This window comes from Rhizobium sp. NLR16a (assembly GCF_017948245.1).
In the GTDB taxonomy this organism is placed as follows: Bacteria; Pseudomonadota; Alphaproteobacteria; order Rhizobiales; family Rhizobiaceae; genus Rhizobium.
Genome location: NZ_CP072865.1, coordinates 531401 through 555989 on the forward strand (window position 1 = coordinate 531401; position 24589 = coordinate 555989).

Annotated in this window: 24 protein-coding genes; 13 read left to right on the forward strand and 11 right to left on the reverse strand. The window is 61.8% G+C overall.

Features of this window, described 5'->3' with window-relative positions; genetic code table 11:
- Positions 1 to 11: 11 nt before the first annotated feature.
- From J7U39_RS02365 to ureG, 11 genes are all read left to right on the forward strand, one after another.
- Positions 12 to 314, forward strand: a complete 303-nt coding sequence (locus J7U39_RS02365) for an urease subunit gamma (RefSeq protein ID WP_064695492.1) — start codon at positions 12 to 14, stop codon at positions 312 to 314.
- 10 nt (positions 315 to 324) lie between these two features.
- The gene (locus J7U39_RS02370) at positions 325 to 576 is read left to right on the forward strand and encodes a DUF1272 domain-containing protein (protein WP_210630113.1); all 252 of its coding nucleotides are present in this window, start codon (positions 325 to 327) and stop codon (positions 574 to 576) included.
- A gap of 10 nt (positions 577 to 586) precedes the next feature.
- Positions 587 to 892, forward strand: a complete 306-nt coding sequence (locus J7U39_RS02375; RefSeq protein ID WP_003542314.1) for an urease subunit beta — start codon at positions 587 to 589, stop codon at positions 890 to 892.
- Positions 893 to 909: 17 nt separating this feature from the next.
- Positions 910 to 1317 (forward strand): lysozyme inhibitor LprI family protein, encoded by a 408-nt coding sequence (locus J7U39_RS02380; protein WP_210630115.1) that lies wholly within the window; start codon positions 910 to 912, stop codon positions 1315 to 1317.
- A gap of 1 nt (position 1318) precedes the next feature.
- The gene (locus J7U39_RS02385; RefSeq protein WP_210630117.1) at positions 1319 to 1957 is read left to right on the forward strand and encodes a Urease operon accessory protein; all 639 of its coding nucleotides are present in this window, start codon (positions 1319 to 1321) and stop codon (positions 1955 to 1957) included.
- A gap of 3 nt (positions 1958 to 1960) precedes the next feature.
- The gene (gene ureC / locus J7U39_RS02390; RefSeq protein WP_210630119.1) at positions 1961 to 3673 is read left to right on the forward strand and encodes an urease subunit alpha; all 1713 of its coding nucleotides are present in this window, start codon (positions 1961 to 1963) and stop codon (positions 3671 to 3673) included.
- Positions 3674 to 3701: 28 nt separating this feature from the next.
- Positions 3702 to 4373, forward strand: a complete 672-nt coding sequence (locus J7U39_RS02395) for a TIGR02117 family protein (RefSeq protein WP_210630121.1) — start codon at positions 3702 to 3704, stop codon at positions 4371 to 4373.
- Between the two features lie 330 nt (positions 4374 to 4703).
- Positions 4704 to 5567, forward strand: a complete 864-nt coding sequence (locus J7U39_RS02400) for a GGDEF domain-containing protein (RefSeq protein WP_210630123.1) — start codon at positions 4704 to 4706, stop codon at positions 5565 to 5567.
- An 87-nt stretch (positions 5568 to 5654) separates the two neighbouring features.
- On the forward strand, positions 5655 to 6245 hold the full coding sequence (gene ureE, locus J7U39_RS02405) for an urease accessory protein UreE (RefSeq protein ID WP_210630124.1): 591 nt from the start codon (positions 5655 to 5657) through the stop codon (positions 6243 to 6245).
- Positions 6246 to 6251: 6 nt separating this feature from the next.
- Positions 6252 to 6923, forward strand: coding sequence for an urease accessory protein UreF (locus tag J7U39_RS02410; protein ID WP_210630126.1), 672 nt, complete (start codon positions 6252 to 6254; stop codon positions 6921 to 6923).
- Between the two features lie 89 nt (positions 6924 to 7012).
- On the forward strand, positions 7013 to 7624 hold the full coding sequence (gene ureG, locus J7U39_RS02415) for an urease accessory protein UreG (RefSeq protein ID WP_210630128.1): 612 nt from the start codon (positions 7013 to 7015) through the stop codon (positions 7622 to 7624).
- Positions 7625 to 7710: 86 nt separating this feature from the next.
- Here the strand turns inward: ureG and J7U39_RS02420 are convergent, their stop codons facing one another.
- From J7U39_RS02420 to J7U39_RS02445, 6 genes are all read right to left on the reverse strand, one after another.
- On the reverse strand, positions 7711 to 11031 hold the full coding sequence (locus J7U39_RS02420; RefSeq protein ID WP_210630130.1) for an efflux RND transporter permease subunit: 3321 nt from the start codon (positions 11029 to 11031) through the stop codon (positions 7711 to 7713).
- A gap of 12 nt (positions 11032 to 11043) precedes the next feature.
- Entirely contained in the window at positions 11044 to 12234 is a 1191-nt protein-coding gene (locus J7U39_RS02425) for an efflux RND transporter periplasmic adaptor subunit (protein WP_210630131.1), read from the reverse strand.
- 396 nt (positions 12235 to 12630) lie between these two features.
- Positions 12631 to 13602: an ABC transporter substrate-binding protein gene (locus J7U39_RS02430; protein WP_210630133.1), complete on the reverse strand. Its 972-nt coding sequence runs from the start codon at positions 13600 to 13602 to the stop codon at positions 12631 to 12633.
- A 58-nt stretch (positions 13603 to 13660) separates the two neighbouring features.
- Positions 13661 to 14788, reverse strand: a complete 1128-nt coding sequence (locus tag J7U39_RS02435; protein ID WP_210630134.1) for an ABC transporter permease — start codon at positions 14786 to 14788, stop codon at positions 13661 to 13663.
- A complete protein-coding gene (locus J7U39_RS02440; protein ID WP_210630136.1) occupies positions 14785 to 15714 on the reverse strand; it encodes an ABC transporter permease in 930 nt (309 codons plus the stop codon). The genes J7U39_RS02435 and J7U39_RS02440 overlap by 4 nt, the downstream gene beginning before the upstream one ends.
- Positions 15715 to 15780: 66 nt before the next feature.
- A complete protein-coding gene (locus J7U39_RS02445; RefSeq protein WP_210630137.1) occupies positions 15781 to 16566 on the reverse strand; it encodes an ABC transporter ATP-binding protein in 786 nt (261 codons plus the stop codon).
- Between the two features lie 94 nt (positions 16567 to 16660).
- Between J7U39_RS02445 and J7U39_RS02450 the strand changes: the two genes are divergently transcribed.
- Positions 16661 to 17074 (forward strand): cupin domain-containing protein, encoded by a 414-nt coding sequence (locus J7U39_RS02450; protein ID WP_210630139.1) that lies wholly within the window; start codon positions 16661 to 16663, stop codon positions 17072 to 17074.
- A gap of 58 nt (positions 17075 to 17132) precedes the next feature.
- Here J7U39_RS02450 and hydA read toward each other — a convergent pair whose 3' ends face one another.
- The 3 genes from hydA to J7U39_RS02465 are packed head-to-tail and all read right to left on the reverse strand — an operon-like array spanning position 17133 to position 20480.
- The gene (gene hydA / locus J7U39_RS02455; protein ID WP_210630140.1) at positions 17133 to 18587 is read right to left on the reverse strand and encodes a dihydropyrimidinase; all 1455 of its coding nucleotides are present in this window, start codon (positions 18585 to 18587) and stop codon (positions 17133 to 17135) included.
- A 34-nt stretch (positions 18588 to 18621) separates the two neighbouring features.
- Positions 18622 to 19227 (reverse strand): hypothetical protein, encoded by a 606-nt coding sequence (locus tag J7U39_RS02460; protein ID WP_210630142.1) that lies wholly within the window; start codon positions 19225 to 19227, stop codon positions 18622 to 18624.
- Positions 19227 to 20480, reverse strand: coding sequence for a Zn-dependent hydrolase (locus J7U39_RS02465; RefSeq protein WP_210630143.1), 1254 nt, complete (start codon positions 20478 to 20480; stop codon positions 19227 to 19229). The genes J7U39_RS02460 and J7U39_RS02465 overlap by 1 nt, the downstream gene beginning before the upstream one ends.
- Before the next feature lie 299 nt (positions 20481 to 20779).
- Here J7U39_RS02465 and J7U39_RS02470 point away from each other — a divergent pair, with 299 nt between their 5' ends.
- On the forward strand, positions 20780 to 21430 hold the full coding sequence (locus J7U39_RS02470; protein ID WP_210630145.1) for a TetR family transcriptional regulator C-terminal domain-containing protein: 651 nt from the start codon (positions 20780 to 20782) through the stop codon (positions 21428 to 21430).
- 5 nt (positions 21431 to 21435) lie between these two features.
- Here J7U39_RS02470 and J7U39_RS02475 read toward each other — a convergent pair whose 3' ends face one another.
- Positions 21436 to 24009 (reverse strand): HWE histidine kinase domain-containing protein, encoded by a 2574-nt coding sequence (locus J7U39_RS02475; protein ID WP_210630146.1) that lies wholly within the window; start codon positions 24007 to 24009, stop codon positions 21436 to 21438.
- On the reverse strand, positions 24006 to 24542 hold the full coding sequence (locus tag J7U39_RS02480) for a biliverdin-producing heme oxygenase (protein WP_210630148.1): 537 nt from the start codon (positions 24540 to 24542) through the stop codon (positions 24006 to 24008). The genes J7U39_RS02475 and J7U39_RS02480 overlap by 4 nt, the downstream gene beginning before the upstream one ends.
- Positions 24543 to 24589 lie beyond the last annotated feature (47 nt).

A 24589-nucleotide genomic window follows, 5' to 3' on the forward strand; every position in this document is an offset into this window, starting at 1 on the left:
ATGGATACGTAATGAACCTCACTCCAAGAGAAAAAGACAAGCTGCTGATATCGATGGCGGCGATGGTGGCGCGGCGGCGGCTGGAGCGCGGCGTCAAGCTGAACTATCCCGAGGCGATCGCGCTGATCAGCGATTTCGTCGTCGAAGGCGCCCGCGACGGCCGCCCGGTCGCCGAGCTGATGGAGGCCGGCGCCCATGTGATCGGCCGCGACCAGGTGATGGAAGGCGTTGCAGAGATGATCCACGACGTGCAGGTGGAGGCGACCTTCCCGGATGGCACCAAGCTCGTCACTGTGCACGAACCGATCAGGTGAGGAGATAGAAATGCTGGAACTCAGACCCAATTGCGAATGCTGCGACAAGGATCTGCCGCCGGAGAGCGCTGAAGCGCGGATCTGCACCTATGAATGCACCTTCTGCGCCGATTGCGTGGACGGCGTATTGAAGGGCACTTGCCCGAATTGCGGCGGCAATCTCGTCGCCAGGCCCATCCGGCCGGCCGCCATGCTTGCCAAAAATCCGGCTTCGACGAAACGTGTGCTGAAGGCCGAGGGCTGTGCGCCCAGGGCGGCTTAGGGAGAACTCTATGATTCCGGGCGAAATCATTGCCGCTAGCGGCGATATCGAACTCAATGCTGGCGCGCCGACGGTGACGCTGGAAGTTTCCAATACCGGCGACCGGCCGGTGCAGGTCGGCAGCCACTATCATTTCGCGGAGACCAATGCCGGACTTTCCTTCGACCGCGCGGCGGCGCATGGGAAACGTCTCGATATTCCGGCAGGGACGGCCGTGCGCTTCGAGCCGGGGCAGACGCGTTCGGTGACGCTGATCCCGCTGTCCGGCAAGCGCGAGGTTTACGGCTTCCGCCAACTCGTGATGGGAAAGCTTTAGAAGAACGGGAGAGGCGAATGCGTCTGAATATTTGCCTCATCGGGGCGGCGATGCTGTTTGTGGCCGGCCGTGTGTCCGCGCAGGATGTCGATTGCAAGAATCCGCAGACGCAATCGGATATGACCTCCTGCGAAGAGGAGCGCCATGAGGCTGCCGACAAGGCGCTGAACGAACAGTATAAGAAGACGCGGGCCGCCATGGCCGCGATCGACAAGGATCTCGATGGCGACATGAAAGGCGCGGAGAAGGCGCTGGTCAAGGCGCAGCGCGCCTGGATCGACTATCGCGATGCAGAATGCGATGCCTTCGGATTTCAGGCCCGCGGCGGCACGATGGAGCCGATGCTGGTTGCCGGATGCCTGGCCGAGGAGACGGATAAACGCACGAAAGAGCTGAAACAGCTCGAAGACACGATGAGCAATTAGGGTGATCAAAAAGATCGTAATCGTCGGCAATGGAGAGGTCGCAGAAGGTCAGGCAGGCATCATCGATGCCGCTGATTTCGTCATCCGCTTCAACGATTGCCGCTCCTACGGCGCCGGCGGCAGACGCACGGATGCCGTTGCAGTCTGCAATACCGGCCGGCCGGCCAAGGCGATGCTCGCCTCGCCGGCGTGGCGCGCCCATCCCGGCGTCGTCGCGGCGCGCGAAATCTGGTGCGTGCGCGACCCGGAAAAATTTGCCGCCATGCGGGCGCTGCTTACTGCCTCTCATCCGGAGCTCGACGATTTCTGCGACGACTATACGGATGCGTTCGCTGCCTTCTGCACTGACGCCGGCAAGGCGCATGTCGTCATCGGTAAGGCGCTCCACGAGGACGTTGACGCCTCGCTTTCGGCCTTTGCGCCGGCGCCCTATGTGGTGCCGAGCAGCGGCATGATCGTCATCGCCGAGGTGCTGAACAAATATCCCCACGCCGAGGTGATGCTGGCCGGCTTCGGTCACGCCGGCTGGGAATGGCACCCGTTTGCGGCCGAACGGCAGCTTGTCGATAGTTATGTTGCCGCCAGCCGTCTCACGCGACTCGGCGAAAAACCACTTGTCTCTTCCTCCCACGGAGCCTGATGAATGCCCTACAAGATCTCCCGCGCCGCCTATGCCGGCATGTTCGGACCGACGACCGGCGACAAGGTGCGCCTTGCCGATACGGAGCTCTTCATCGAGATCGAAAGGGATTTCACCAGCTATGGCGAGGAGGTGAAATTCGGCGGCGGCAAGGTGATCCGTGACGGTATGGGCCAGAGCCAGGTGACGCGGGCCGACGGCGCGGTCGATACCGTCATCACCAATGCGGTGATCGTTGATCATTCGGGCATCTACAAGGCCGATATCGGCCTTAAGAACGGGCGCATTGTTGCGATCGGCAAGGCCGGCAATCCCGATATGCAGCCGGGCGTCAATATCATCGTCGGCCCGGGCACGGAGGCGATCGCCGCCGAAGGCAAGATCGTTACTGCAGGCGGCATGGACAGTCATATCCACTTCATCGCGCCGCAGCAGATCGAAGAAGCGCTGATGTCCGGCATGACCTGCATGCTCGGCGGCGGCACGGGGCCGGCGCATGGCACGCTTGCCACCACCTGCACGCCCGGCCCCTGGCATCTCGCCCGCATGATCGAAGCGGCCGACGCCTTCCCGATGAACCTTGCCTTTGCCGGTAAGGGCAATGCCTCGCTGCCGGGAGCATTGACCGAAATGGTGCTGGCCGGCGCGACCTCGCTGAAGCTGCACGAGGACTGGGGCACGACGCCAGGCGCCATCGACTGCTGTCTGTCGGTCGCCGACGAATATGACGTGCAGGTGATGATCCACACCGATACGCTGAACGAAAGCGGCTTCGTCGAGGATACGATCGGCGCCATCAAGGGCCGCACCATCCATGCCTTCCACACGGAAGGGGCGGGCGGCGGGCATGCGCCCGATATCATCAAAATCTGCGGCCAGCCGAACGTCATCCCGTCGTCAACCAATCCGACGCGGCCCTATACCGTCAACACCATCGCCGAGCATCTCGACATGCTGATGGTCTGCCATCACCTGTCGCCGTCGATCCCCGAGGATATCGCCTTTGCCGAAAGCCGTATCCGTAAGGAGACGATCGCGGCGGAAGACATTCTGCACGATATCGGCGCCTTCTCGATCATCTCGTCCGATAGCCAGGCTATGGGCCGCGTCGGCGAGGTGGCGATCCGCACCTGGCAGACGGCCGACAAGATGAAGCGCCAGCGCGGCCGGCTGAAGGAGGAAAAGGGTGATAACGACAATTTCCGCGTCCGCCGCTATATCGCCAAATACACGATCAATCCGGCGATCGCCCACGGTCTCAGCCATGAGATCGGCTCGGTCGAGATCGGCAAGCGCGCCGACCTCGTGCTCTGGAACCCGGCCTTCTTCGGCGTGAAGCCCGACATGGTGCTGCTCGGCGGCTCCATTGCGGCGGCCCCGATGGGCGATCCGAACGCCTCGATCCCGACGCCGCAGCCGGTGCATTATCGGCCAATGTTCGCCTCCTACGGTCGCAGCCTCACCAATTCCTCCGTCACCTTCGTCAGTCAGGCCTCGCTCGACGCCGGGCTGAAGGGCAGGCTCGGGGTCGCAAAGGAACTCGTGGCGGTGAAGAATACGCGCGGCGGCATTTCCAAGGCGTCGATGATCCACAATGACCTGACGCCGGAGATCGAAGTCGATCCGGAGACCTATGAAGTCAGGGCAAACGGCGAATTGCTGACCTGCGAGCCGGCGACGGTGCTGCCGATGGCGCAGCGCTATTTCCTGTTTTAGGCCAGCATCCGTGCATGCGGGGCGGCTGATGAGGACGGGCATCCGCTGGCTGTTGCAGGCCCTATTCCTGCTTCTGATTCTGGCAGCGGGCGGGACCTTCATTCCCCGGCCGTTGATTGCCCCGGTCAAGGCGTCGCCTGCGGTGCCGACCCACCGGGTGCTTCTGCTGTCGGGACCGATCCATACCGATATTGCCATTCCGCTCGATGCGGAGACGCGGGCTGCCTTTTCCTTTCTCGATGATCCCGATTTTCCGCTCGGTCACCCGAATGCGGAATGGCTCGTGGTCGGCTGGGGCGGCCGCGCCTTCTATCTCGAAACACCGACCTGGGGTGAGCTAAAGCCGCTGCCGGTGCTACGGGCGCTGACGATCGATCGTTCGGTGCTGCATGTGGATCTCGCCGGCCATATTGCCGAGCCGCAGCCTGATGTTACCGCATTCGTTATTGGTGACGATGAATTGGCGCGGCTGCGCCAATTCATCGCTGACAGCTTCGTCCGCAACGCGGGCGAGATCGCGCCGATCCCGGATGCGGGTTACGGGGAGATCGATCGGTTTTTCGAAGCCAAGGGATACTTCAATGCCCTCTTCGGCTGCAACACCTGGACTGCCGCTGCACTCCGTTCGGCGGGGCTTCGGACTGGCTTATGGAACCCGCTTCCACAATCATTGCGATTGTCTGTCGGTGTCTACAATTGACGCACTCGCTGGCCTATCCGCTCTTAAACGAAATTGTGAACAGAGCTCTCCGTTCGGTTGTAAAAACCACTGGGAAAACCCGGCTTTTCTCCGGCTAGTCCATTCTGAAACAACCCGGCGCAAGATCGTGATAAAGCTATTATATATCAGTATATTAGCTGCTCGTGCGCGTTGTTCGATTCAGGGATTGGAGACTTGCAGCCCCTGCTAGAAAAAATCTCTCCACCGAATCGTCGGAAATCGTTCGAATTTTAGCGAGTCGATTAAGACACCCGCAGCAATTGGGCTCTTATCAATGCTTTGAAACGCCGGGCAGGAAGGTCGATTCTCATGAGAAACTGGATGTCGCTGCAGGCCGATTTTGGCGATTTTCAATATCGCAGGCACGTCTATGTCTTTGCGCTGAGGATGAGCTTTCTTGCCGTCATTTTCTCCGGCGTCATCATTGCGCTGACGATACCGCCACTCGGTTTTCTCGGGCTGCTGCCGGTGACCCTTTCGCACGCGATCGGCTTCGGCGCCATTTTTTCCTGGCTTGTCGGCGGCACGGTCTCCGGAATGCTGTCGCTGGCCACAGGCTTCACCATGCATGAGCTGACGCTATCGCGGGCGAAGTTCGAAAAGCTCAGCCGCACCGATACCCTCTCCGGCCTGTTGAACCGGCGCGCCTTCACAGAGGCGCTGGATCGGATCGAAGGCGACGCCTCGCTCGTCATTTTCGACGTCGACCGTTTCAAGGCGATCAATGATCGCTTCGGCCATGCCTGCGGCGATGCGGCTATCACGGCGGTCTCGGCGGTGCTGATCACCGCCTTCGACGAATCATCCGTCGTTGCGCGCCTCGGTGGCGAGGAATTCGGCGTCATCGTCTCCGGCGAACCGCTGGAGAAACGGTTGGAGCGGATCCAGGCCGTGCAGTCCGATATCGCCGGCAGGCCGCTCGTGGCAGATGGGAACCATATTGCCATCACCATTTCCGGCGGCGTGGCCGATCTCATTCCTGGGCGCAACAAGCAGCAGGTCTACGCCTCGGCCGACCGGGCGCTTTATCTCGCCAAGGCGCTCGGACGCAATCGCGTCGTGCACGAGCGGGAGGGACTGCATCATGCCTGGCACGGACTTGCCGAAGCTGGTCCCGACACGGAGGGCAGGGGATTAAGCAGCGACAACGTGATGCAGGCCTACGGGATATAAAAGCCAAGCTGCTAACGAAAGGCCATTGGTGCTTGCATCGGCAAGAGCTATTTTGCATGGTCGCCCTTTCAGCAAAACGGACAAGTCATGCAGCGCGTTACCTCCTATCTTCCTGTCGGAACCCCGTCCTCCCACCCGACCGCCCAGGTCAAACTACCGCATGATTTGCGGCATCTGCGCCGCAAGCTGCTGCATCTGGAAAATGGCGAGATGGTCATGCTCGATCTCAAGGATCCGGTGCTCTTCGCCAATGGCGACCTGCTTGTGCGCGAAGACGGCGAACTGATCGAGATCCTTGCGGCCGACGAGAAACTCTTCGAGATTCGCGGACGCGACCGCACGCATCTGGTCGAGCTTGCCTGGCATCTCGGCAACCGCCATCTTGCCGCCCAGATCGAGGAAGACCGCATCGTCATCCTGCGCGACCATGTCATCCGCACCATGCTGCAGGGGCTCGGCGCCACCGTGCTCGATATCGAAGAGCCCTTCCATCCGGCACGTGGAGCCTATCATTCCCATGGCGGACATTCGCATGACCACGGGCACGCTCATCACGACCACGGGCACAATCATGACCATGGGCATGACCATGATCACACGCATGGCCATGACCACAAGCATGACCACACCTGCGACCATGATCATGGGCACGGGCATCACGGCCACAAACACGACTGAGGCTCGATGAGCGAAGATCGTGAGTTACAGGCACTGCTGCGCCTGACGGCATGGCTTTCACCGGCCTTTCCGATCGGCAGTTTTGCTTATTCGGGCGGGTTGGAGCGGGCGGTGGCCGATGGGCTCGTCACCGGTGCGTCCTCGCTTGCGGACTGGGTCGTCACGCTGATCGGCCATGGCTCGGTCTGGAACGATGCGGTGCTTCTGGCAGAGAGCCACAGGTGCCAAGCGATCCTCGCGCGGCTTACGGAGGTTGCCGCACTCGCCGAGGCGCTTGCCGGATCGCGCGAGCGTCATCAGGAAACGATGCTGCTCGGCGCGGCCTTCCTCTTGGCGGCGCGAGCCTGGCCGGATGAAGTTTTCGAAAGGCTGCCCGGCAAGACCGCCTACCCCATCGCGGTCGGAGCGGTTGCGGGCGCCCATGGCATCAGACCGGAGAAGGTGCTCGCAGTCTTTCTGCATGCCTATGCCTCGCAGGCGATTTCAGCAGGCATCCGACTTGGCGTCGCCGGGCAGAAGGATGGCGTTGCCATACTTGCCGGGCTTGAAGAGCAGATTGCGGGGATCGCGCGGCGGGCGGCAGCCTCAACCCTCGACGATCTCGGTTCGGCGACGGTGCAGGCCGATATCGCCAGCCTGCGCCACGAAACCCAGGCGACCAGACTTTTCCGCTCGTAACCTACCAAAATAATCCCGCAACTGCGCCATTTGACGGTGGCGCCTACCGGCGGCCTCGCTATCATCGCAATCCTATTGGAGTACGACATATGAAATCACGAAACGGACCTCTTCGCGTCGGCATCGGCGGGCCGGTCGGCTCGGGCAAGACGGCGCTGACGGAAAAGCTCTGCAAGGCGATGCGCGACGATTATTCCGTCGCTGTTGTCACCAACGACATCTATACGACCGAAGACGCTGAGGCGCTGGTGCGCATGCAGGCCCTGCCTTCGGAGCGCATCGTCGGCGTGGAGACGGGCGGCTGCCCGCACACCGCCATTCGCGAGGATGCGACGATCAATCTTCAGGCGATCGCGAGCCTCAACGAGCGCATTCCCGATCTCGACGTGGTCTTCATCGAATCCGGCGGAGACAATCTGGCGGCAACTTTTTCGCCGGATCTCGCCGATATCACCATCTATGTCATCTCCGTCTGCCAAGGCGAGGAAATCCCGCGCAAGGGCGGGCCAGGCATCACCCGCTCGGATCTGCTCGTCATCAACAAGAAGGATCTGGCACCCTATGTTGGCGCGGATCTGGAGGTGATGGACCGGGACGCTACCCGCATGCGCGCAAGCCGCCCCTTCGTCTTCTCCGACATGAAGCGCGGCGACGGCGTCAGCTCGATCGTCAGCTTCCTGAGGGAGCAGGGCGGGCTTTGAAGCTGCGCGACAGGCGATGTTGCGGAACGTCGAACTGAAACGGGCCGGGAAATTGCTCCCGGCCCGTTCTGTTTTTCGGATTTCGCTCATTCAGCCGCGAACGGCGGCAGGCGAAGCACATTGGTATCTTTGGCGCTCTTGCGCTTGCTTTCCGGCTTTTCGATCGCGGTCAGGCGCTCGTCCAGCGCATCGATATCGCTGCGGTTCTCGCGGGTCACGCGGGTAAGATCCTCGCGCGAGAGCGGCAGGTCTTCCTCGTCCTTCCTGCCGACCAGGCGTCCAAACATCCAGCCGAGCAGGCGGGACAGATCGTCCATGATCAGGAAGAAGGAAGGCACGACGACGAGCGAAAGCACCGTCGAGACGATGATGCCGCCGATCACGGCGATTGCCATCGGCGCGCGGAACGAGCCGCCTTCGCCGACGCCGAGCGCGGACGGCAGCATGCCTGCCGACATGGCAATCGAGGTCATGATGATCGGCCGGGCGCGTTTGCGGCCGGCTTCGACCATGGCTTCGACCCGCGTCATGCCCTGGTGGCGCATCTCGATCGCGAAATCGACGAGCAGGATGGCGTTCTTGGTGACGATACCCATCAGCATGAGAATGCCGATCATGACTGGCATGGACAGCGGATTGTTGGTGACGATCAGGCCCGCCGCGACGCCGCCGATCGCGAGCGGAAGCGAGAAGAGGATGGTGAAGGGCTGGATCACGTCCTTGAAGAGCAGGATCAGCACCGTCAGCACCAGCAGAAGGCCCATCAACATGGCGTTGACGAAGCTCTGCTGCATCTCGGTCTGCACCTTGGTGTCGCCGCTTTCGGCAAGATGCACCGTCGCCGGGATTTTGGCCGCGTTGACGATCTCACGGAAGCGGGCCGAGGCCGTGTCGAGCGCCACGCCCTGCGGCAGGTCGGAACCGATCGAGACGACGCGGTAGCGGTTATTGCGCTTGATCGAGCTTACGCCTTCCGAATAGTCGATATTGGCGACGCTCGAGAGCGGAACGGTGCCGCCGCTGGCGGTCTGGATCTTCAGTGCCCGGATGGCGGCAAGGTCGCGGCGCATGTCGAGCGCTGCCTGCACCCGGATCGGGATCTGGCGATCGTCGAGCGAGATCTTGGCTAGTGCCGCATCGACATCGCCGATGGTGGCGACGCGGATCGTCTCGGAGATCTGCTGCGGCGTGATGCCAAGGCGGGCGGCTTCATCCTTGCGCGGATACACTTGCAGTTCCGGACGGGGCAGGGCACCGTCGGCGCTGACATTGGCGAGCAGCGGATCGGCGCGGAGTTTCGATTCCAGAATGCCGACGGCCTCGTTCAGGTCCTTCTCGTTTTTGGAGAGAAAGTTGAAGGAGAGGTCGCGTTCGCCGCGGTCGTTCAGCTTCAGGATATGGACATCGGGAATATCGCGCAGTTTGGCAAAGACTTCCTTTTCAATATCCCATTGCGGGCGCTCACGGCCGTGGACTTCCACCTTGGGCAGCATCGGCCCAATGACCGGGATACGGCCGAGCACGTCGTTGACCACCTTCTTGACCAGCGACTGGTCGAGCTTGTGGAGTGCCAGCGTGATGGTTGCACGGCGCAGTTCGAGATCGCCCTTCGGAGATGCGCCGCCGAGAACGAAGACGCTCTCGACGCCGTTGATGTCCTTGACCCTGTCATAGATCGCATTGGTCGTCTTCTCGGTGTCGTCGAGCCGCGCATTGGGCGGTAGCTCGACGGAGAGAACGATGCGTGAGGCGTCTTCCGGCGGCAGGAAGCTGCCCGGAACCTTCATCAGCAGGAAAACCGAGCCAACGAGAAAGCCAATCGCCGCAAGCAAAGTCAGATATCGCGAATACTTATGCCCGGTCGTTCCCCGGATCAGGCGCGTATAACCCTTCATCAGCAGACTGTCATTGTCGTGATGGTCTTCCATCCCGTCTTCGGCGCGCATCAGATAGGCGGCCATCATCGGGGTGATCAAGCGCGCGACCAGCAAAGAGAAGAAGACGGAGAAAGCGACGGTCAGGCCGAACTGGATGAAGTACTGGCCCGGAATGCCCGGCATGAAGGAAACCGGCACGAAAACCGCGATGATGGTGAAGGTGGTGGCGATGACGGCGAGGCCGATTTCATCCGCCGCCTCGATCGCCGCCCGATAGGGCGTCTTGCCCATTTTGATATGGCGGGCGATGTTCTCGATTTCCACGATCGCGTCGTCGACCAGGATACCTGTCGCGAGCGTCAGGGCGAGGAAGCTGACGAGGTTCAGCGAGAAACCCATCATGTCCATGACCCAGAAGGTCGGGATTGCAGAGAGCGGCAGCGCGATGGCCGAAATCAGCGTCGCCCGCCAGTTTCGGAGGAACAGCAAAACGACGATGACGGCAAGCAGGGCGCCTTCCAGCAGCGTGTGGATGGCGGCTTCGTAGTTGCCGTAGGTGAAATAGACCGAATCGTCGATCATTTCGATCTTCACGTTCGGATTTTCGCTTCGGACCTTATCGAGGCTCTGCGCGACCGTTTCGGCGACGCTGACCTCGCTGGCGCCCTTCGAGCGGAAAACGCCGAAGGTAACAACAGGCGTATCGTTGAAGCGCGAAAAGGATTTCGGCTCCTCATAGGTGTCCTTGATCACGCCGAGATCGGACAGCTTGACGAAGCGTCCGCTCGGCAGCGCAATCGTCGTGTCGGCAAGTTCGGCGACGTTGCGGGCATCGCCCAGAACGCGGATTGCCTGTTCACTGCCCGCCACCTGGCCGCGACCGGAGCCGAGATCGACATTGGTGCCGCGCAGCTGATCGTTCACGCTTGCGGCGGTGATGCCGTAAGCATCGAGCTTACCAGGCGCGAGTTCGATGCGCACTTCGCGCTCCGCGCCGCCGTAGCGGTCGACGCGGCCGATGCCGGCCTGGCCCTGCAGGGCGCGCTTGATCGTGTCGTCGACGAACCAGGAGAGTTCTTCCAGCGACATGTCGGGTGATGACACGGCGAAGGTCTGGATCGCCTGGCCCTCGACATCGACCTTGGTAACGATTGGTGCTTCGGCCGTCGCCGGCAGATCGCTGCGGATGCGGTCGATCGCGTCCTTGACGTCCTGTACGGCCTGTTCCGTCGGCACTTCCATCCGGAACATGACGTTTGTCTGCGAGCTGCCGTCGGTCACCGTCGACTGGATTTCGTCGATGCCGGTGATCGAGGCGATCGCATCTTCGATCTCCTTCGTCACCTGCATTTCGAGTTCGGCCGGCGAAGCGCCGCTTTGCGTGACGCTGATCGAGACGAGCGGTACGTCGATGTTCGGGAAGCGCGTGATCGGCAGCGTGTTGAAGGACTGAATGCCGATGAAGATCAGCAGGCAGAAGGCCAGCAGCGGCGCGATGGGATTTCGAATGGACCAGGCTGAAAAATTCATCGGATGGTCTCTTTAGTTGGAAGCGGAGGGCTGTTCACGCACCGGCGTGATGTGGTCGCCGTCGCGGACATAGGCGCCCGCCTTGGCAACGACCTCGTCGCCGCTCTTCAATCCATTGACGATCTCGACATAGGCGCCGTCCTGGATGCCGGTCTCGATCTTGGCGAATTTCACCACGCCGTCTTCGACCTTGCGGGCGGAGGAACCTTCGTTGCCGGTGAGCACCGCCGTCAAGGGAAGCGATACGCCCTCGGTTTGGCGGACGATGATCTCGGCGCTACCATACATGCCGGAACGCGCCTTGCTGTCATCGTCGATGGAGATATGGACGAGGCCGAGGCGGGTCACCGAATCGACGGTGGGTGAAACCAGGCGCACGGCGCCGGAAAGCTTTTCGCGGCTGCCGGAAAGCGATATCGTCGCCTTCTGGCCGGCCATGATCCTGACGATATCGCTTTCGGCGACTTCGGCAACGAGCTCGATATCGCCGTCGCGGATGATGGTGAACAGCGGATCCCCGTTGCCGGCGGCGATCGCGCCGACCTTGGCGTTCTTCGCAGAAACCACGCCGGCAACCGGCGTCTTAACGTCGGTGCGGGCGAGCTTCAGATCGGCGTCGGCGATCTGGCTGTCGAAGACCTTCAGATCGGCTTCGGCGACCTCGATCGCCTGTTCGGCGGAGACGACGCGGGCATTGGCGGCAGCGGCGGTTGCATCGGCCTGCTCGACCTGGGCGGTAGAAACGGTGCCCTTCTTGCCCATTTCCTGGGCGCGGGCCTGCTGCTGCCTTGCCTGTTCTGCATTGGCCTGCGCTTCGATGAGCTGGGCGCGCAGCTGGGCGAGGCTTGCCTCGCCCTTGGCCTTGGTCGCCATCATCTGGCTCTTCTCCAGGACCAGCGCGTCGTCGTTCAGCGTCGCCAGCGTGCTATCCGCCTGAACCTTGTCGCCGATATCGGCTTTCAGCGTGCGGATCGACAGTCCCTCGACCTGCGGCTGGATATAGACTTCCTCGACGGGCTTGACCGTTCCGGTGCCGATGACACGGTCGACAAGGGTGCGGTTCACAGCCGTGGTGACAACGATCGCCGGCAGGTTCTGCTGCGGCTTTGCGACCGGCGCCTCCTGCGAAAAGGCGGTGGATGCAGCCAGCGCCGCTGCAAAAAGGGTGGATGCGCCTAAAATTCCGGTCGGCTTGCGTGCCATGCGTTTTCGTCCAATCTCGTCAGAAGGTTAGCCGAATTCGCGCGTCTGCCATTGAGCTCGCGACCAGGCCACTGCCTTTCCTGCATTCTCAGGGGTATCCACACGTCTTTTGCCGTCTTCATCCCTCGCCGGCAAATCGGCTTCTAATTGGTATCGATTTGCTCGATATGCAAGCCCGGCAGAAAACAATTCCCCATGAGCTGATATTAATTACCATCAGAACTTGAATCAATCACCGAAGGGTTATGCGAACATGACGATGATTGATCCTGCCTCTATCCAATGACGTTTGACGCCCGATAAATGCGACAGCTGCACGGTGTTTTTTCATCAAGCGGGAAAAATATCAAACGCGCGGAAATATTCTCCGCGCGTTTGCCTCAAATGTGGCCGTCCTTACTTGGATGCGGCGTCGGTGATCTCGTGCGTCCAGGCGCCCGACGGTTCCTTGCTGATGATCTTCTGGTCGAGCAGCGCTTTGGCGGTGCGGGCATAGAGCGCCTCGTCCAGCTTGCCGGAGCCGTCGCCGACGAGCTTGGCGACTTCGCCCATCATGCGCTTCTGATGGTTTTCGTCCTGGCCGCCATTGTCCACGACGATCTCTGCCGCCTCGTCCGGGTTCTCGGTCGCATATTTCCAGCCCTTCATCGAGGCGCGGACGAACTTGACCATCTTCTCCTTGAACGCCGGGTCCTTCAGCTTGTCTTCCATGGCGTAGAGGCCGTCCTCGAGAAGGTCGTTGCCCATTTGCGTATAGTTGAAGACCGTCAATTCCTCCGGCTTAAAGCCGGCATCGATCGCCTGCCAATATTCATTATAGGTCATGACGGAGATGCAATCGGCCTGCTTCTGGACGAGCGGCTGCACGTCGAAGCTCTGCTTCAGCACGGTGACGCCGTTCGGGCCGCCTTCGGTGGAAAGACCCAGCTTGTTCATCCAGGCGAAGAAGGGGTATTCGTTGCCGAAGAACCAGACGCCGAGCGTATGGCCCTTGAAGTCGGCCTCGGTCTTGACCGGGCCGTCCTTACGGCAGATCATTTCCAGGCCGGACTTCTGATAGGGCTGGGCGATGTTGACCAGCGGAACGCCCTTTTCGCGGGCAACCAACGCGCCGCCCATCCAGTCGACGATGACATCGGCGCCGCCACCGGCGATCACCTGCTCAGGCGCGATATCGGGACCACCCGGCTTGATGTCGACGTCGAGGCCTTCCTCCTTGTAGAAACCCTTCTCCTGGGCGACGTAATAACCGGCGAACTGGCTCTGTGTGACCCATTTCAGCTGCAGAACCACCTTGTCGGCGGCCATAGCATGGGCCGCTGCAAGCGACATGGCGCTCGCCATCATTGCAACCATCAATTTTTTCATTTTCTTGTCCTTACCCTCTGAAGTTATGCCCGGACCCCATTTGCGAGGCCGCGCGCGCCTAGCCACCACGGATAGACGGATGCCAGAACGTCACCGCCCGTTCGGTCAGGGCGATGATGCCATAAAAGATCGAGCCGGCCAGCGCCGCGACGGCGATTTCCGCCCAGACCATGTCGACATTCATGCGGCCGATCTCGGTCGAGATGCGGAAGCCCATGCCGACGATCGGCGTCCCGAAGAATTCCGCAACGATGGCACCAATCAGCGCCAGCGTCGAGTTGATCTTCAGTGCGTTGAAAATGAAGGGCATCGCCGCCGGAAGCTTGAGCTTGAGCAACGTCTGCCAGTCGCTCGATGCGTAGGTGCGCATCAGGTCGCGCTCCATGCTGCCGGAGGCGGAAAGGCCTGCCACGGTGTTCACCAGCATTGGGAAGAAGGTCATGATGATGACGACGGCGGCTTTCGACGGCCAGTCGAAGCCGAACCACATGACCATGACCGGAGCGATGCCGATGATCGGTAGGGCCGACACCATGTTGCCGATCGGCAGCAGGCCGCGGCGCAGGAAGGCGATGCGGTCGGCCAGCACCGCGACGACGAAGCCGCTCAGGCAGCCAACGATATAACCGATCAGGACCGCCTTGAAGATCGTCTGTCTGACGTCGTCGCCGAGGATGGGCAGAGAGGCCATGATGCGGGCGCCGATGGCGCTCGGCGGCGGCAACAGGATGAATGGAATGCCGGCGCCGCGCGTGATCGCTTCCCAGAGGATGAGAATCCAGGCGCCGAAAATCGCCGGAATCAGCAGTTCGAGCACCGATGCACCGAAGGCGGCGGCAGGCGGCACTTTCGAAAGCTCCGTGACGCATCGCCAGGCGAGCAGCCAGGCAGAGAAGAGCAGCAGGAAGTAAGCCCGCGTTGCCGTGCCCTCGTTGCCGGAAAGTGCCGCAAGCAGCAGCCAGGCGGCGCCATGCGCGCCGATGAAAAGCACGGTGGCGCGATAGGCCGGTGGCTGCGGTGCAAAGGACAGGAGAGCGGCCGAAGCGATGACGATGAAGATGAGGCTCGCGGTGCCGTCGGTCAGGGGACGGGCTGCACCGTTGGACAGAAGCGGCAAGGTCGCCAGCGCCGTGACGCAGAGAAGAAGAGCCGCCGTGCCTTGCCAGGAGAAGGTCAGGCGCCTCATGCCGGCCTCCCGCCCATGGCGCGGTCGACGATCTTCGCCGCCAGGCCGACAATCGCGACCAGAACGCCGGCAAGCAGCGAGCCGGCGACCAGCGCCGCCCAGATGTCAATTGTCTGGCTGTAATAGGAGCCGGCGAGCAGCTTCGAACCAATACCGGCAACCGCGCCCGTCGGCAGCTCACCGACGATGGCGCCGACGAGGCTTGCTGCGATCGCGACCTTCATCGAGGTGAAAAGAAACGGGATCGAGGCAGGGACGCGCAGTTTCCAAAAGGTCTGCATCGGACTGGCATTATAGGTGCGCATCAGGTCAAGATAGAGGATTTCGGGTGACCGCAGCCCCTTCACCATGCCGACGGCGACGGGAAAGAAGGAGAGGTAGGTGGAGATCAGCGCCTTGGAGACGAGACGGGAGGCGTCGGAATCGAGGTTCAGCAGATGCGCCAGCGCATTATCGCCTGTGAGCACGTTGTAGGAGATGATGACGATCATCGGCGCGATGGCGAGGATCGGTATCGTCTGGCTGGCCACGAGCCAGGGCATCAGCGAGCGGTCCATGGCGCGGTTGTGCACGATCAGCACGGCGAGAAGAATGCCGAGCAGCATGCCGAAACCGAAGCCGAGCAGGGTGGAGGAGAGCGTTATCCAGCTGTGATAGACGAGGCTGCGGCTGCTCGAAAGGCTGCGCAGGAAAGTGTTCTCATAGACATTCTGCGCCACCTGATGCGGCGCCGGCAGGATCGGCTTTGGCTGCGCCAGCGTCTTGCCGATGAATTCCATCGTGGTCGGCGTGACGCCGGCGCGGCTGTCCATGTCACGCTGGAACGGCGCATTCATGAGAATGGCGGCGACATACCAGATGGCGATCAGGCCGAGCAGGATCGTGGTGACAGGAACGATCTTGTTTTTGAAGGTGTCTGGTTTCACAGCGACTGCCTCCATCTGTTGGCGTCGCGTGCGGAGCCACCCCCCTCTGCCCTTGAGATCAACGCTCTAAACCTCATGGCTATGCCCCGTCCTCAGCCCCTCGCGGACACGATGGGCGATTTCCAGGAATTCGGGGGTGTCGCGGATGTCGAGCGGGCGTTCGGCCGGCAAGGTGGAGTCGATCACGTCGGTCACGCGGCCGGGGCGCGGCGACATCACCACGATCTTGGTCGAGAGGTAGACCGCCTCGGGGATCGAGTGGGTGACGAAGCAGATCGTCTTGTTGGTGCGGGCCCAAAGCTTCAATAGCTCTTCGTTCAGATGGTCGCGGACGATCTCGTCGAGCGCACCGAAGGGTTCGTCCATCAACAGCAGGTCGGCGTCGAAGGCGAGCGCGCGGGCGATCGAGGCGCGCTGCTGCATGCCGCCGGAAAGCTGCCAGGGGAATTTCTTTTCGAAGCCGGAAAGGCTGACGAGGTCGAGCGCCTCGGCGATGCGCCGCGTGCGATCAGCGCCGCGATAGCCCATGATCTCCAGCGGCAGGGCGATGTTGCTTTCGATCGTGCGCCAGGGATAGAGCGCCGGCGCCTGGAAGACATAGCCGTAGGCACGGGCCCTGCGCGCCTCCTCGGGCGTCATGCCGTTGATCGAGATCTCGCCTGATGTGCTCTTTTCGAGATCGGCGATGACCCGCAGGAAGGTCGTCTTTCCGCAGCCGGACGGGCCGATGAAAGAGACGAAATCGCCCTTGCGGACATCGAGATTGACATCGCTCAGCGCCCGAACGGGGCCGTCATTCGCTTGATAGGTGAGACAGAGATCCTTGGCGGATACGACCGAGGGTGCTTGCATCAATGCGACCGATCTTGTTTTCCCCGCGGGACCGCGGTTTGCGTGTTACCATCGCCGCAGGCTCTGCCGGCGGCACAATTTACGGAGTAAGAAGATGGATGCGACATCAAAACCCACCTGCCACATCGTTCGTCCCAAGCACGCCTATGACGGCAAGCAGGGGCTCAGCTATTTCGAAGGGATAGCGGCCGAGACCGTCGGCGCCACGGGCATCTGCATGCACCTCCTGACGATCCCGCCCGGCGTGCGTGCCAAGGCGCACCTGCACGAGGCGCATGAGACGGCGATCTACGTGCTCTCCGGCGAGGCTCATACCTGGTACGGTGACCAACTGGAGCATCACGTCGTCACCCATGCCGGCGAGCTCTTCTACATCCCGGCCGGCGTGCCGCATATGCCTGCGAACCTCAGCAGCACGCCCTGCACGGCGGTCATCGCCCGCACCGATCCGCACGAGCAGGAAAGCGTCGTGCTTCTGCCGGAGCTGGACGCGTTGGTGCCGGCGTGAGGTCATCCGCATGGAGGCGTCGTTCCCCAGATGATGGCCGTATCGTTATGCTCCATCGTCACACGCCGGTTGCCGGGATGCCGCTGCGTTCCACCTTGCGCGGGGAGGTGATCTCCTTCCAGGTGGACAGCGCTTTGCTGACGGCTGTCACCGGTTCGCGTCTGACGAACTCGCCGTGGCCCTCGCGGGTCTGGATCGTGTTTTCCTCGATCGCGACGACGCCGCGCGTCAGCGTATAGCGCGGCAGGCCGGTTACTTCCTTGCCTTCGAAGACGTTGTAGTCGATCGCCGACTGCTGGCTCTTGGACGAGATAACCTTCGAACGGTTCGGGTCCCAGACGACGATATCGGCATCGGCGCCGACGAGTATCGCGCCCTTCTTCGGATAGATATTGAGAATCTTGGCGATGTTGGTCGAGGTGACGGCGACGAATTCGTTCATCGTCAGGCGGCCGGTGTTGACGCCGTGCGTCCAGAGCATAGGCATTCGGTCTTCAAGGCCGCCGGTGCCGTTCGGGATCTTGGTGAAGTCGCCGACGCCGAAACGTTTTTGCGCCGTGGTGAAAGCGCAGTGGTCGGTTGCGACCACCTGCAACGAACCGGAGGCAAGTCCGGCCCAGAGCGAGTCCTGATGCTGCTTGCTGCGGAAGGGCGGCGACATGACGCGGCGGGCGGCATGGTCCCAATCGGGGTTGGAATATTCGCTCTCGTCGAGCGTCAGGTGCTGGATCAGCGGTTCGCCATAGACGCGCATGCCCTTGGCGCGCGCCCGGCGGATCGCCTCGTGCGCCTGTTCGCAGGAGGTATGGACGATATAAACCGGGCAGCCGGCCATGTCGGCGATCATGATGGCGCGGTTGGTGGCCTCGCCCTCGACTTCGGCGGGACGGGAATAGGCATGCGCCTCGGGGCCGTTATTGCCTTCGGCGAGCAGCTTTGCCGACATCGAGGCGACGACGTCGCCGTTTTCGGCATGCACCAGCGGCAGCGCGCCAAGTTCGGCGCAGCGCTGGAAGGAGGCGAACATCTCGTCATCGTCGACCATCAGCGCGCCCTTGTAGGCCATGAAGTGCTTGAAGGTATTGATGCCCTTGTCGCGGACGATGGTCTCCATCTCCTTGAAGACCTGCTCGCTCCACCAGGTGACGGCCATGTGGAAGGAATAGTCGCAATTGGCCCGCGTCGATTTGTTGTCCCACATGGTCAGCGCTTCGAGCAGCGACTGGCCAGGGGCGGGAAGGGCGAAATCGACGACCATGGTCGTGCCGCCGGAAAGCGCCGCACGCGTGCCGCTCTCGAAATCGTCGGAGGAATAGGTGCCCATGAAGGGCATTTCGAGATGGGTATGCGGATCGATGCCGCCGGGCATGACGTAACAGCCCGTGGCATCCAGGCTCTCTTCACCTGAGAGGTTCGGGCCGATCTCGATGATCTTGCCGCCGTCGATCTTGACGTCAGCCTTGTAGGTGAGGTCGGCCGTGACGATGGTGCCGTTCTTGATGACTGTGGTCATGGCTGCTGTTCCTTCTCCCTGCGGTCTCTTGTTGTTACTGCTCAACTGCCATCGTGGGCGTACCACTTCGCAGGAGCGCTGCACCCTTGGCGATGAGGCTGTAGACGGCTTCCTCACTCAGCTCATCTGGCGTGTCATGCTCTTCCTCGTAATACCAGTCGGGCTGGTCAACGACGTCAGTGCCGCCGACGGACAATGACCAAAAACCATCGCTTTCGCGAAAGTAGAAATCCTTGCCATCGATCAGCCCAGTTGACTGTACGGGATGGCCGCCGTTGGGACGTTCGACCAAAATGCCGGGCATGGAAGGGCCGAGTTCGATTCGAACGACACAAGGCCTAGGTCCATAGATATAATAGGTTCGATGGGGCCCATTTGGGTCGGGGTCATCCGAATTGGCCAGTTGGACCCCGGAAGGTTTATACCGCCAAAAGCTGGGTATTTGCGGAAGCCTAATCCGCTCGCCTGCAGTGTTGACGCCAACATAATAGATCTGCACGCTAGGGATGTCGCCCCACGGCCCTTCAGTCACTGGCACCACATTGGAGGTGGCCCATGCGATGTCGTCGGCAGTTCGCTGAATTCCGAACTTAAAGGCATCGGCATAGTCGAGATACGTCGTTGGCAAGTTCGACGCCATCACACCACAATCTCCGCCGTCTCCACAACAGCATGGAACAGCACATCGGCACCCGCGGTCGCCCATTCCTTGGAAATCTCTTCCGCCTCGTTGTGGCTGAGCCCGCCGACGCAGGGGCACATGACCATGGTAGCAGGCGCCACCTTGGCGGCCCAGCAGGCGTCGTGGCCGGCGCCGGAGATGATGTTCATGTGGCTGTAACCCAGGTGTTCGGCGGCAGAGCGAACCGAGGCGACGAGCTTTTCGTCGAAGGTGACCGGCGCGAAATGGCCGATCGCCTCGATGGAACAGCCGACACCCAGTGCATCGCAGATGCCAGGCGCTTCCGCTTCGATCTTTGCCCGCATGCGATCGAGCTTGGCCTTGTCGGGCGAACGGATGTCGACGGTGAAGACCACTTTGCCCGGCAGCACGTTGCGGGAGTTCGGCGAGAAGAAGACCTGACCGACGCCGCCGACGGCGCCCGGCTGTTCGCCCATCGCGACAGCCTGGACCATTTCGAGGATGCGCGACATGGCGAGGCCGGCATTGACGCGCATGTTCATCGGTGTCGAGCCGGTATGGGCTTCCTTGCCGGTGAGCGTGAATTCCAGCCACCACAGGCCCTGACAATGGGTGACGACGCCGATCTGCTTGTCTTCAGCTTCGAGGATAGGGCCCTGCTCGATGTGATATTCGAAATAGGCGTGCATCTTGCGGGCGCCGACCTCTTCGTCGCCGACCCAGCCGATGCGCTTCAGCTCATCGCCGAAGAGATTGCCTTCGGGATCCCTGCGGTTATAGGCGAAGTCCAGGCTGTGCACACCGGCGAAGACGCCGGACGCCAGCATGGCAGGGGCGAAGCGCGCGCCTTCCTCGTTCGTCCAATTGGTGACGACGATTGGATGCTTGGTCTTGATGCCCAGGTCGTTCATCGTCCGCACGATTTCCAGGGCCGAAAGCACACCGAGAACGCCGTCATATTTGCCGCCGGTCGGCTGGGTATCGAGATGCGAGCCGACATAGACCGGCAGGGCATCGGGATCGGTGCCGGGGCGGGTGGCGAACATCGTGCCCATGCGGTCAACACCCATGGTCAGGCCCGCTTCGTCGCACCATGTCTTGAAAAGGTTTCGGCCCTCGGCATCCGAATCCGTTAGCGTCTGGCGGTTGTTGCCGCCGGCGATTCCTGGGCCGATTTTCGCCATGTCCATGAGACTGTCCCAGAGACGGTCGCCATTGACGCGCATGTTCTCGCCTGGTGCTGCCACCATTCTTCAAGCCCTCACCTGTTTGCGGCAGTCATGCAAGGGGCATGCCCGCCTGTTCCCATGGTCTGATCCCGCGCCTCTTATTGGTTTTATCGAGCGCAGGAAAATCGCCAGTTGCCTTTGTTTTTCATCTGGCGGATATTTGACCGATTGGTAAACATTACAACTTCCACCGCCGGGCTCAAGACGAAAATCACGAAAATTGCCGATAAAAATGCGGGCAGTTGCTCAAGAAAATGGCAGGACCGACCCTAGCCAAGACTTGAGCGAAGAAGTTGAATTGCAAGGGGAAACGATAGCCTATGGCTATTCCGAGAGCAGCGAAGACCTTGCGGCGGACGCGAATCCAGGAGGAGAAGGAAGAGCAGATTCTGGAGGCGGCGCTCGATGTCTTCTCGGCCCGCGGCTTTCGCGGCTCGACGATCGATCAGATCGCCGAAGTGGCCGGCATGTCGAAGCCCAATCTGCTCTATTATTTCCGCACCAAGGAAGCCATGCACCGGGCGCTGATCGATCGGGTGCTCTACACCTGGCTGGAGCCGCTGCGCGCCTTCGACGCCGAGGGCAATCCGGAGGAAGAAATCCGCAGCTACATCCGGCGCAAGCTTGAGATGGCGCGCGATTTTCCGCGCGAGAGCAGGCTTTTCGCCAACGAAGTGCTGCAGGGTGCCCCCCATATCGAGGACGAGCTGAAGGGGCCACTGAAGGAATTGGTCGACGAGAAGGCGGAGGTCATCCGCGCCTGGACGAAATCAGGCAAGATCGTCGAGTGTGATCCCTACCACCTGATCTTTTCGATCTGGTCGACGACGCAGCATTATGCGGACTTCGACGTCCAGGTGCGCGCCGTGCTGGGGCAGGAGCACGCCGGCGAGGGGCGCTTCGAGGATGCGGCGCGGTTTTTGGAACAGCTTTTCATCGGCGGGCTGCGGCCGGATACTGCGAGAACTTGACCGTTTCACCCTCCCTTCGGAAGCTGCACCCGGGCAAGAAGATCCGTGATGCCTTCGGTCGTATAGGGCTTCTGCAATACCGGCGCGCCCGAGTGGGTGTTGGCTTGGGCGATGCCTTCGCCATAACCCGTGGCAAAAACGAAGGGCACGCCTGCGGCTGCCAATCGGTCGGCAATCCCGAAACTCGTCTCGTCTCCCAGATTGACATCGAGAAGCGCGAAATCGAAGGACCGGCCGGCCAGGATCTCCATCGCCTCGGCGACGCTGGGCGCCGTCGTCACTTCGGCACCGAGGCGGCGCAGGATATCCTCGCCATCCATGGCGATGATCAGGTTGTTTTCCACCAGCAGGATCTTCAAGCCGGAGAGCGGCTCCCGGTCAGCGGGAACAGTCTTGCGTTCCGCAACGCCGGCAGCCGTCGCCTGGGGCAATAGACTCTGGTCGACATCGCTCACGTAGCGGGCCGGTATCGAAAAATCCGCCTCCAGCCCTTCCTTGATGTAGCGGATTTCGGCCTTGCCGCCGAGGTCATAGGGAATGGAGCGCCGGATGATCGTCGAGCCGAATCCGTGACGCTCCGGCTCGGCGACGGGCGGGCCGTCCTTTTCGCGCCAGCCGATGCGTAGACTGCCTTCATCATCGCGATGCCAGCCGAGCTCGACGGTGCCGCTGCCGGCGCCGGAGAGGCTGCCGTATTTGGCGCTGTTGGTCATCAGCTCATGGAAGACCAAGGCGACGATGGTAAAAGCCTGGGGCTCTAGGAGGACGTCTTCGCCGCTTATCCGGAAGCGTTGCGCGTTCTTTCCGAGGTAGGCCGCGGTTTCAGCCGACAACAATTGCCGCAGCGAAGCGGGTGCCCAGTGATCCCTCGTGATCTGGTCATGGGCGCGGGCGAGCGACTGAATGCGGCCCTCGAGCTGACGGACATAATCGCCGAGGCCGACCGACGTCGTCTGCGACTGCCGGATGATGCCGGTGATCAGGCTCAATATGTTGCGGACGCGGTGGTTGAGTTCGGCGATCAGCAGTTCCTGCCGCTCGTTCGCCACCTGGCGGGCCATGCTGGCCTCGTCGGTCAGACGCAGCACCACCTCGATTAACGTGACGCGGATGGTTTCAGCGACCCGGCGCTCGGCCTCGGTAAAGGGCAGGGAGCGGCCGCGCACCAGTTCGGACCAGGCTTCGAAACTCTTGCGCGGCGTCAGCCGCGGACCGTTGGGGCCGTATTCCACTGGCTTGTGCGGGTCGCCGCCCCAGCGAACGGTGCGCACCAATTCCTGACGGAACAGCACGACGTAATCGCGCGGCGAACGCGAGATCGGTATGGCGAGCATGCCTGCCACCGCATCGTCGATCTCAAGATCCGGATAGGTTTCGCCAAGCCTGTCCACCGCATAGATGCGCCCGCTGGCGTTGCGGTTGAGGTGGCGGACGAGGGCCGAAAAGCCTCTCTCATCCGGCCCGATCCCGGCAAGCGCCATCCGGCCGTTGATCCAGACGCCGATCCCGTCGGCGGGAACGGCGTCGGCGAGCGCCTCGATCAGCCAGGCCGGATCGTCGAGCAGGCTGGCATTGTCGGCGACGGAAGTGAGAAGCCGGTCGGCGATGCGGCGCGCCTTGGTCTCGTAGTCGAGCGCCAGCCGCCGCTCGCGGCTTTCCAGGCGCGAAGCGAACATTTGGCCGAAGAGTTCGGCGGTGGAGCGGCTTTGCGCCGACGGCAGACGCGGACCGTAGTGATGGCAGGCAAACAGGCCCCAGAGCTTGCCGTCCACGACGATCGATATGGAGAGCGACGCACCGACCCCCATGTTCTTCAAATATTCGATGTGGATCGGCGAGACCGAGCGCAGCACCGACATAGAGAGATCGAGCGGCTGGCCCTCTTCGTCCAATTGCGGGAGAACCGGCACGGGCACCGCGTCCACATCGGCGATGATGCGAAACAGATTGCGCAGATAAAGGGCGCGCGCCTGCACCGGAATGTCGGAGGCCGGATAGTGCAACCCAAGAAACGAGCCAATGCCGCTGCGGGCGGCTTCCGCCACGACCTCGCCCGAGCCGCCTTCATCGAAGCGATAGACCATGACCCGGTCGAAGCCGGTAAGCGCGCGTGCCTGCCTCGCGCCCTCGCGGAAGAAGGCTTCCAGCGTCTCAGTTTGATCGAGGCGGGAGATCATGCTGCGCATGGAGAGCGACGGGGCGTTGCGCTTGTCTTGCTGGCTGCGCTCGCCTTCAAGGATGACCAGATTTTCTTGCAGGTGGACGGCGAGGTCGAAGCGGGACTCCTCAGGCAGCAGGGTAATGTCGAAAATGCGCTCGACGACATCGGAGCTGCGTATGGTGGTCAGCTTGTTGCGGATCGTGTGGACCGCCTCGGGCAAGATCAGCGACGAGACGGGACGACCGAGCGCGTCGGTGTGTTCCACCCCGAGAAATTCCGCAAGATTCGCCGAGGCCCGCGTGACCATCCAATCGAGCGATATCGCCAGGAGGAAACCGAACGGCTGGATGGCGCCGAGCTGATGGATGGGCTCACGATCGCAATTGGTGAGATCGACGGGTTGGCGCACGCTGCTCATGCGACGGCTTCCAGTTCGAGTTGGCCGGCTCTGAGGAAAAGTTCGAAGAGCATGCGGGCCGCCGAAATGGTGGCGGCGGGAACGTCGACGCTGCTTGCATCGAGACGATCCATGAAGACCCTAGTAGCGCCCTTGGACCCCTGCGGCGTGAGATAGCTGCTGGGCAGGTGATCGGGCACGGACCTGGCGAGCATGGCGCCGCCGAGCTTGGAGCCTTCAAGGACGTAGAGGGCGCCCCAGAGCGCCGCGTCGCCCTGCAATGGCGGTGGCGGAAGGCGCTTGGGCAACCGGTCGCCGAGTTCGCCGATGTCGGCAAACAGCAGCTGCGCGCGCCTTCTTTCCGGCCAATCGGGCAGCAGGCGAACGACTCCGGCTTCCTCGAGCGCATGTTCGGCTGCCGGTATGATGCGGGCGTGCGCGCGCAGGAATGTCCTGTACTGCTCTCTGCTGGAGAGGTCGAAAATGCCGAAGAGCTTATCGACTTTGGCGTGGCAATCTGCTGTTTCTGCGCGGAGCACGCTTCGAAGTGACATACGGACCGTGTTCTGAGTGAAGTGGCAGAGGATGCTGCGAATGCGAG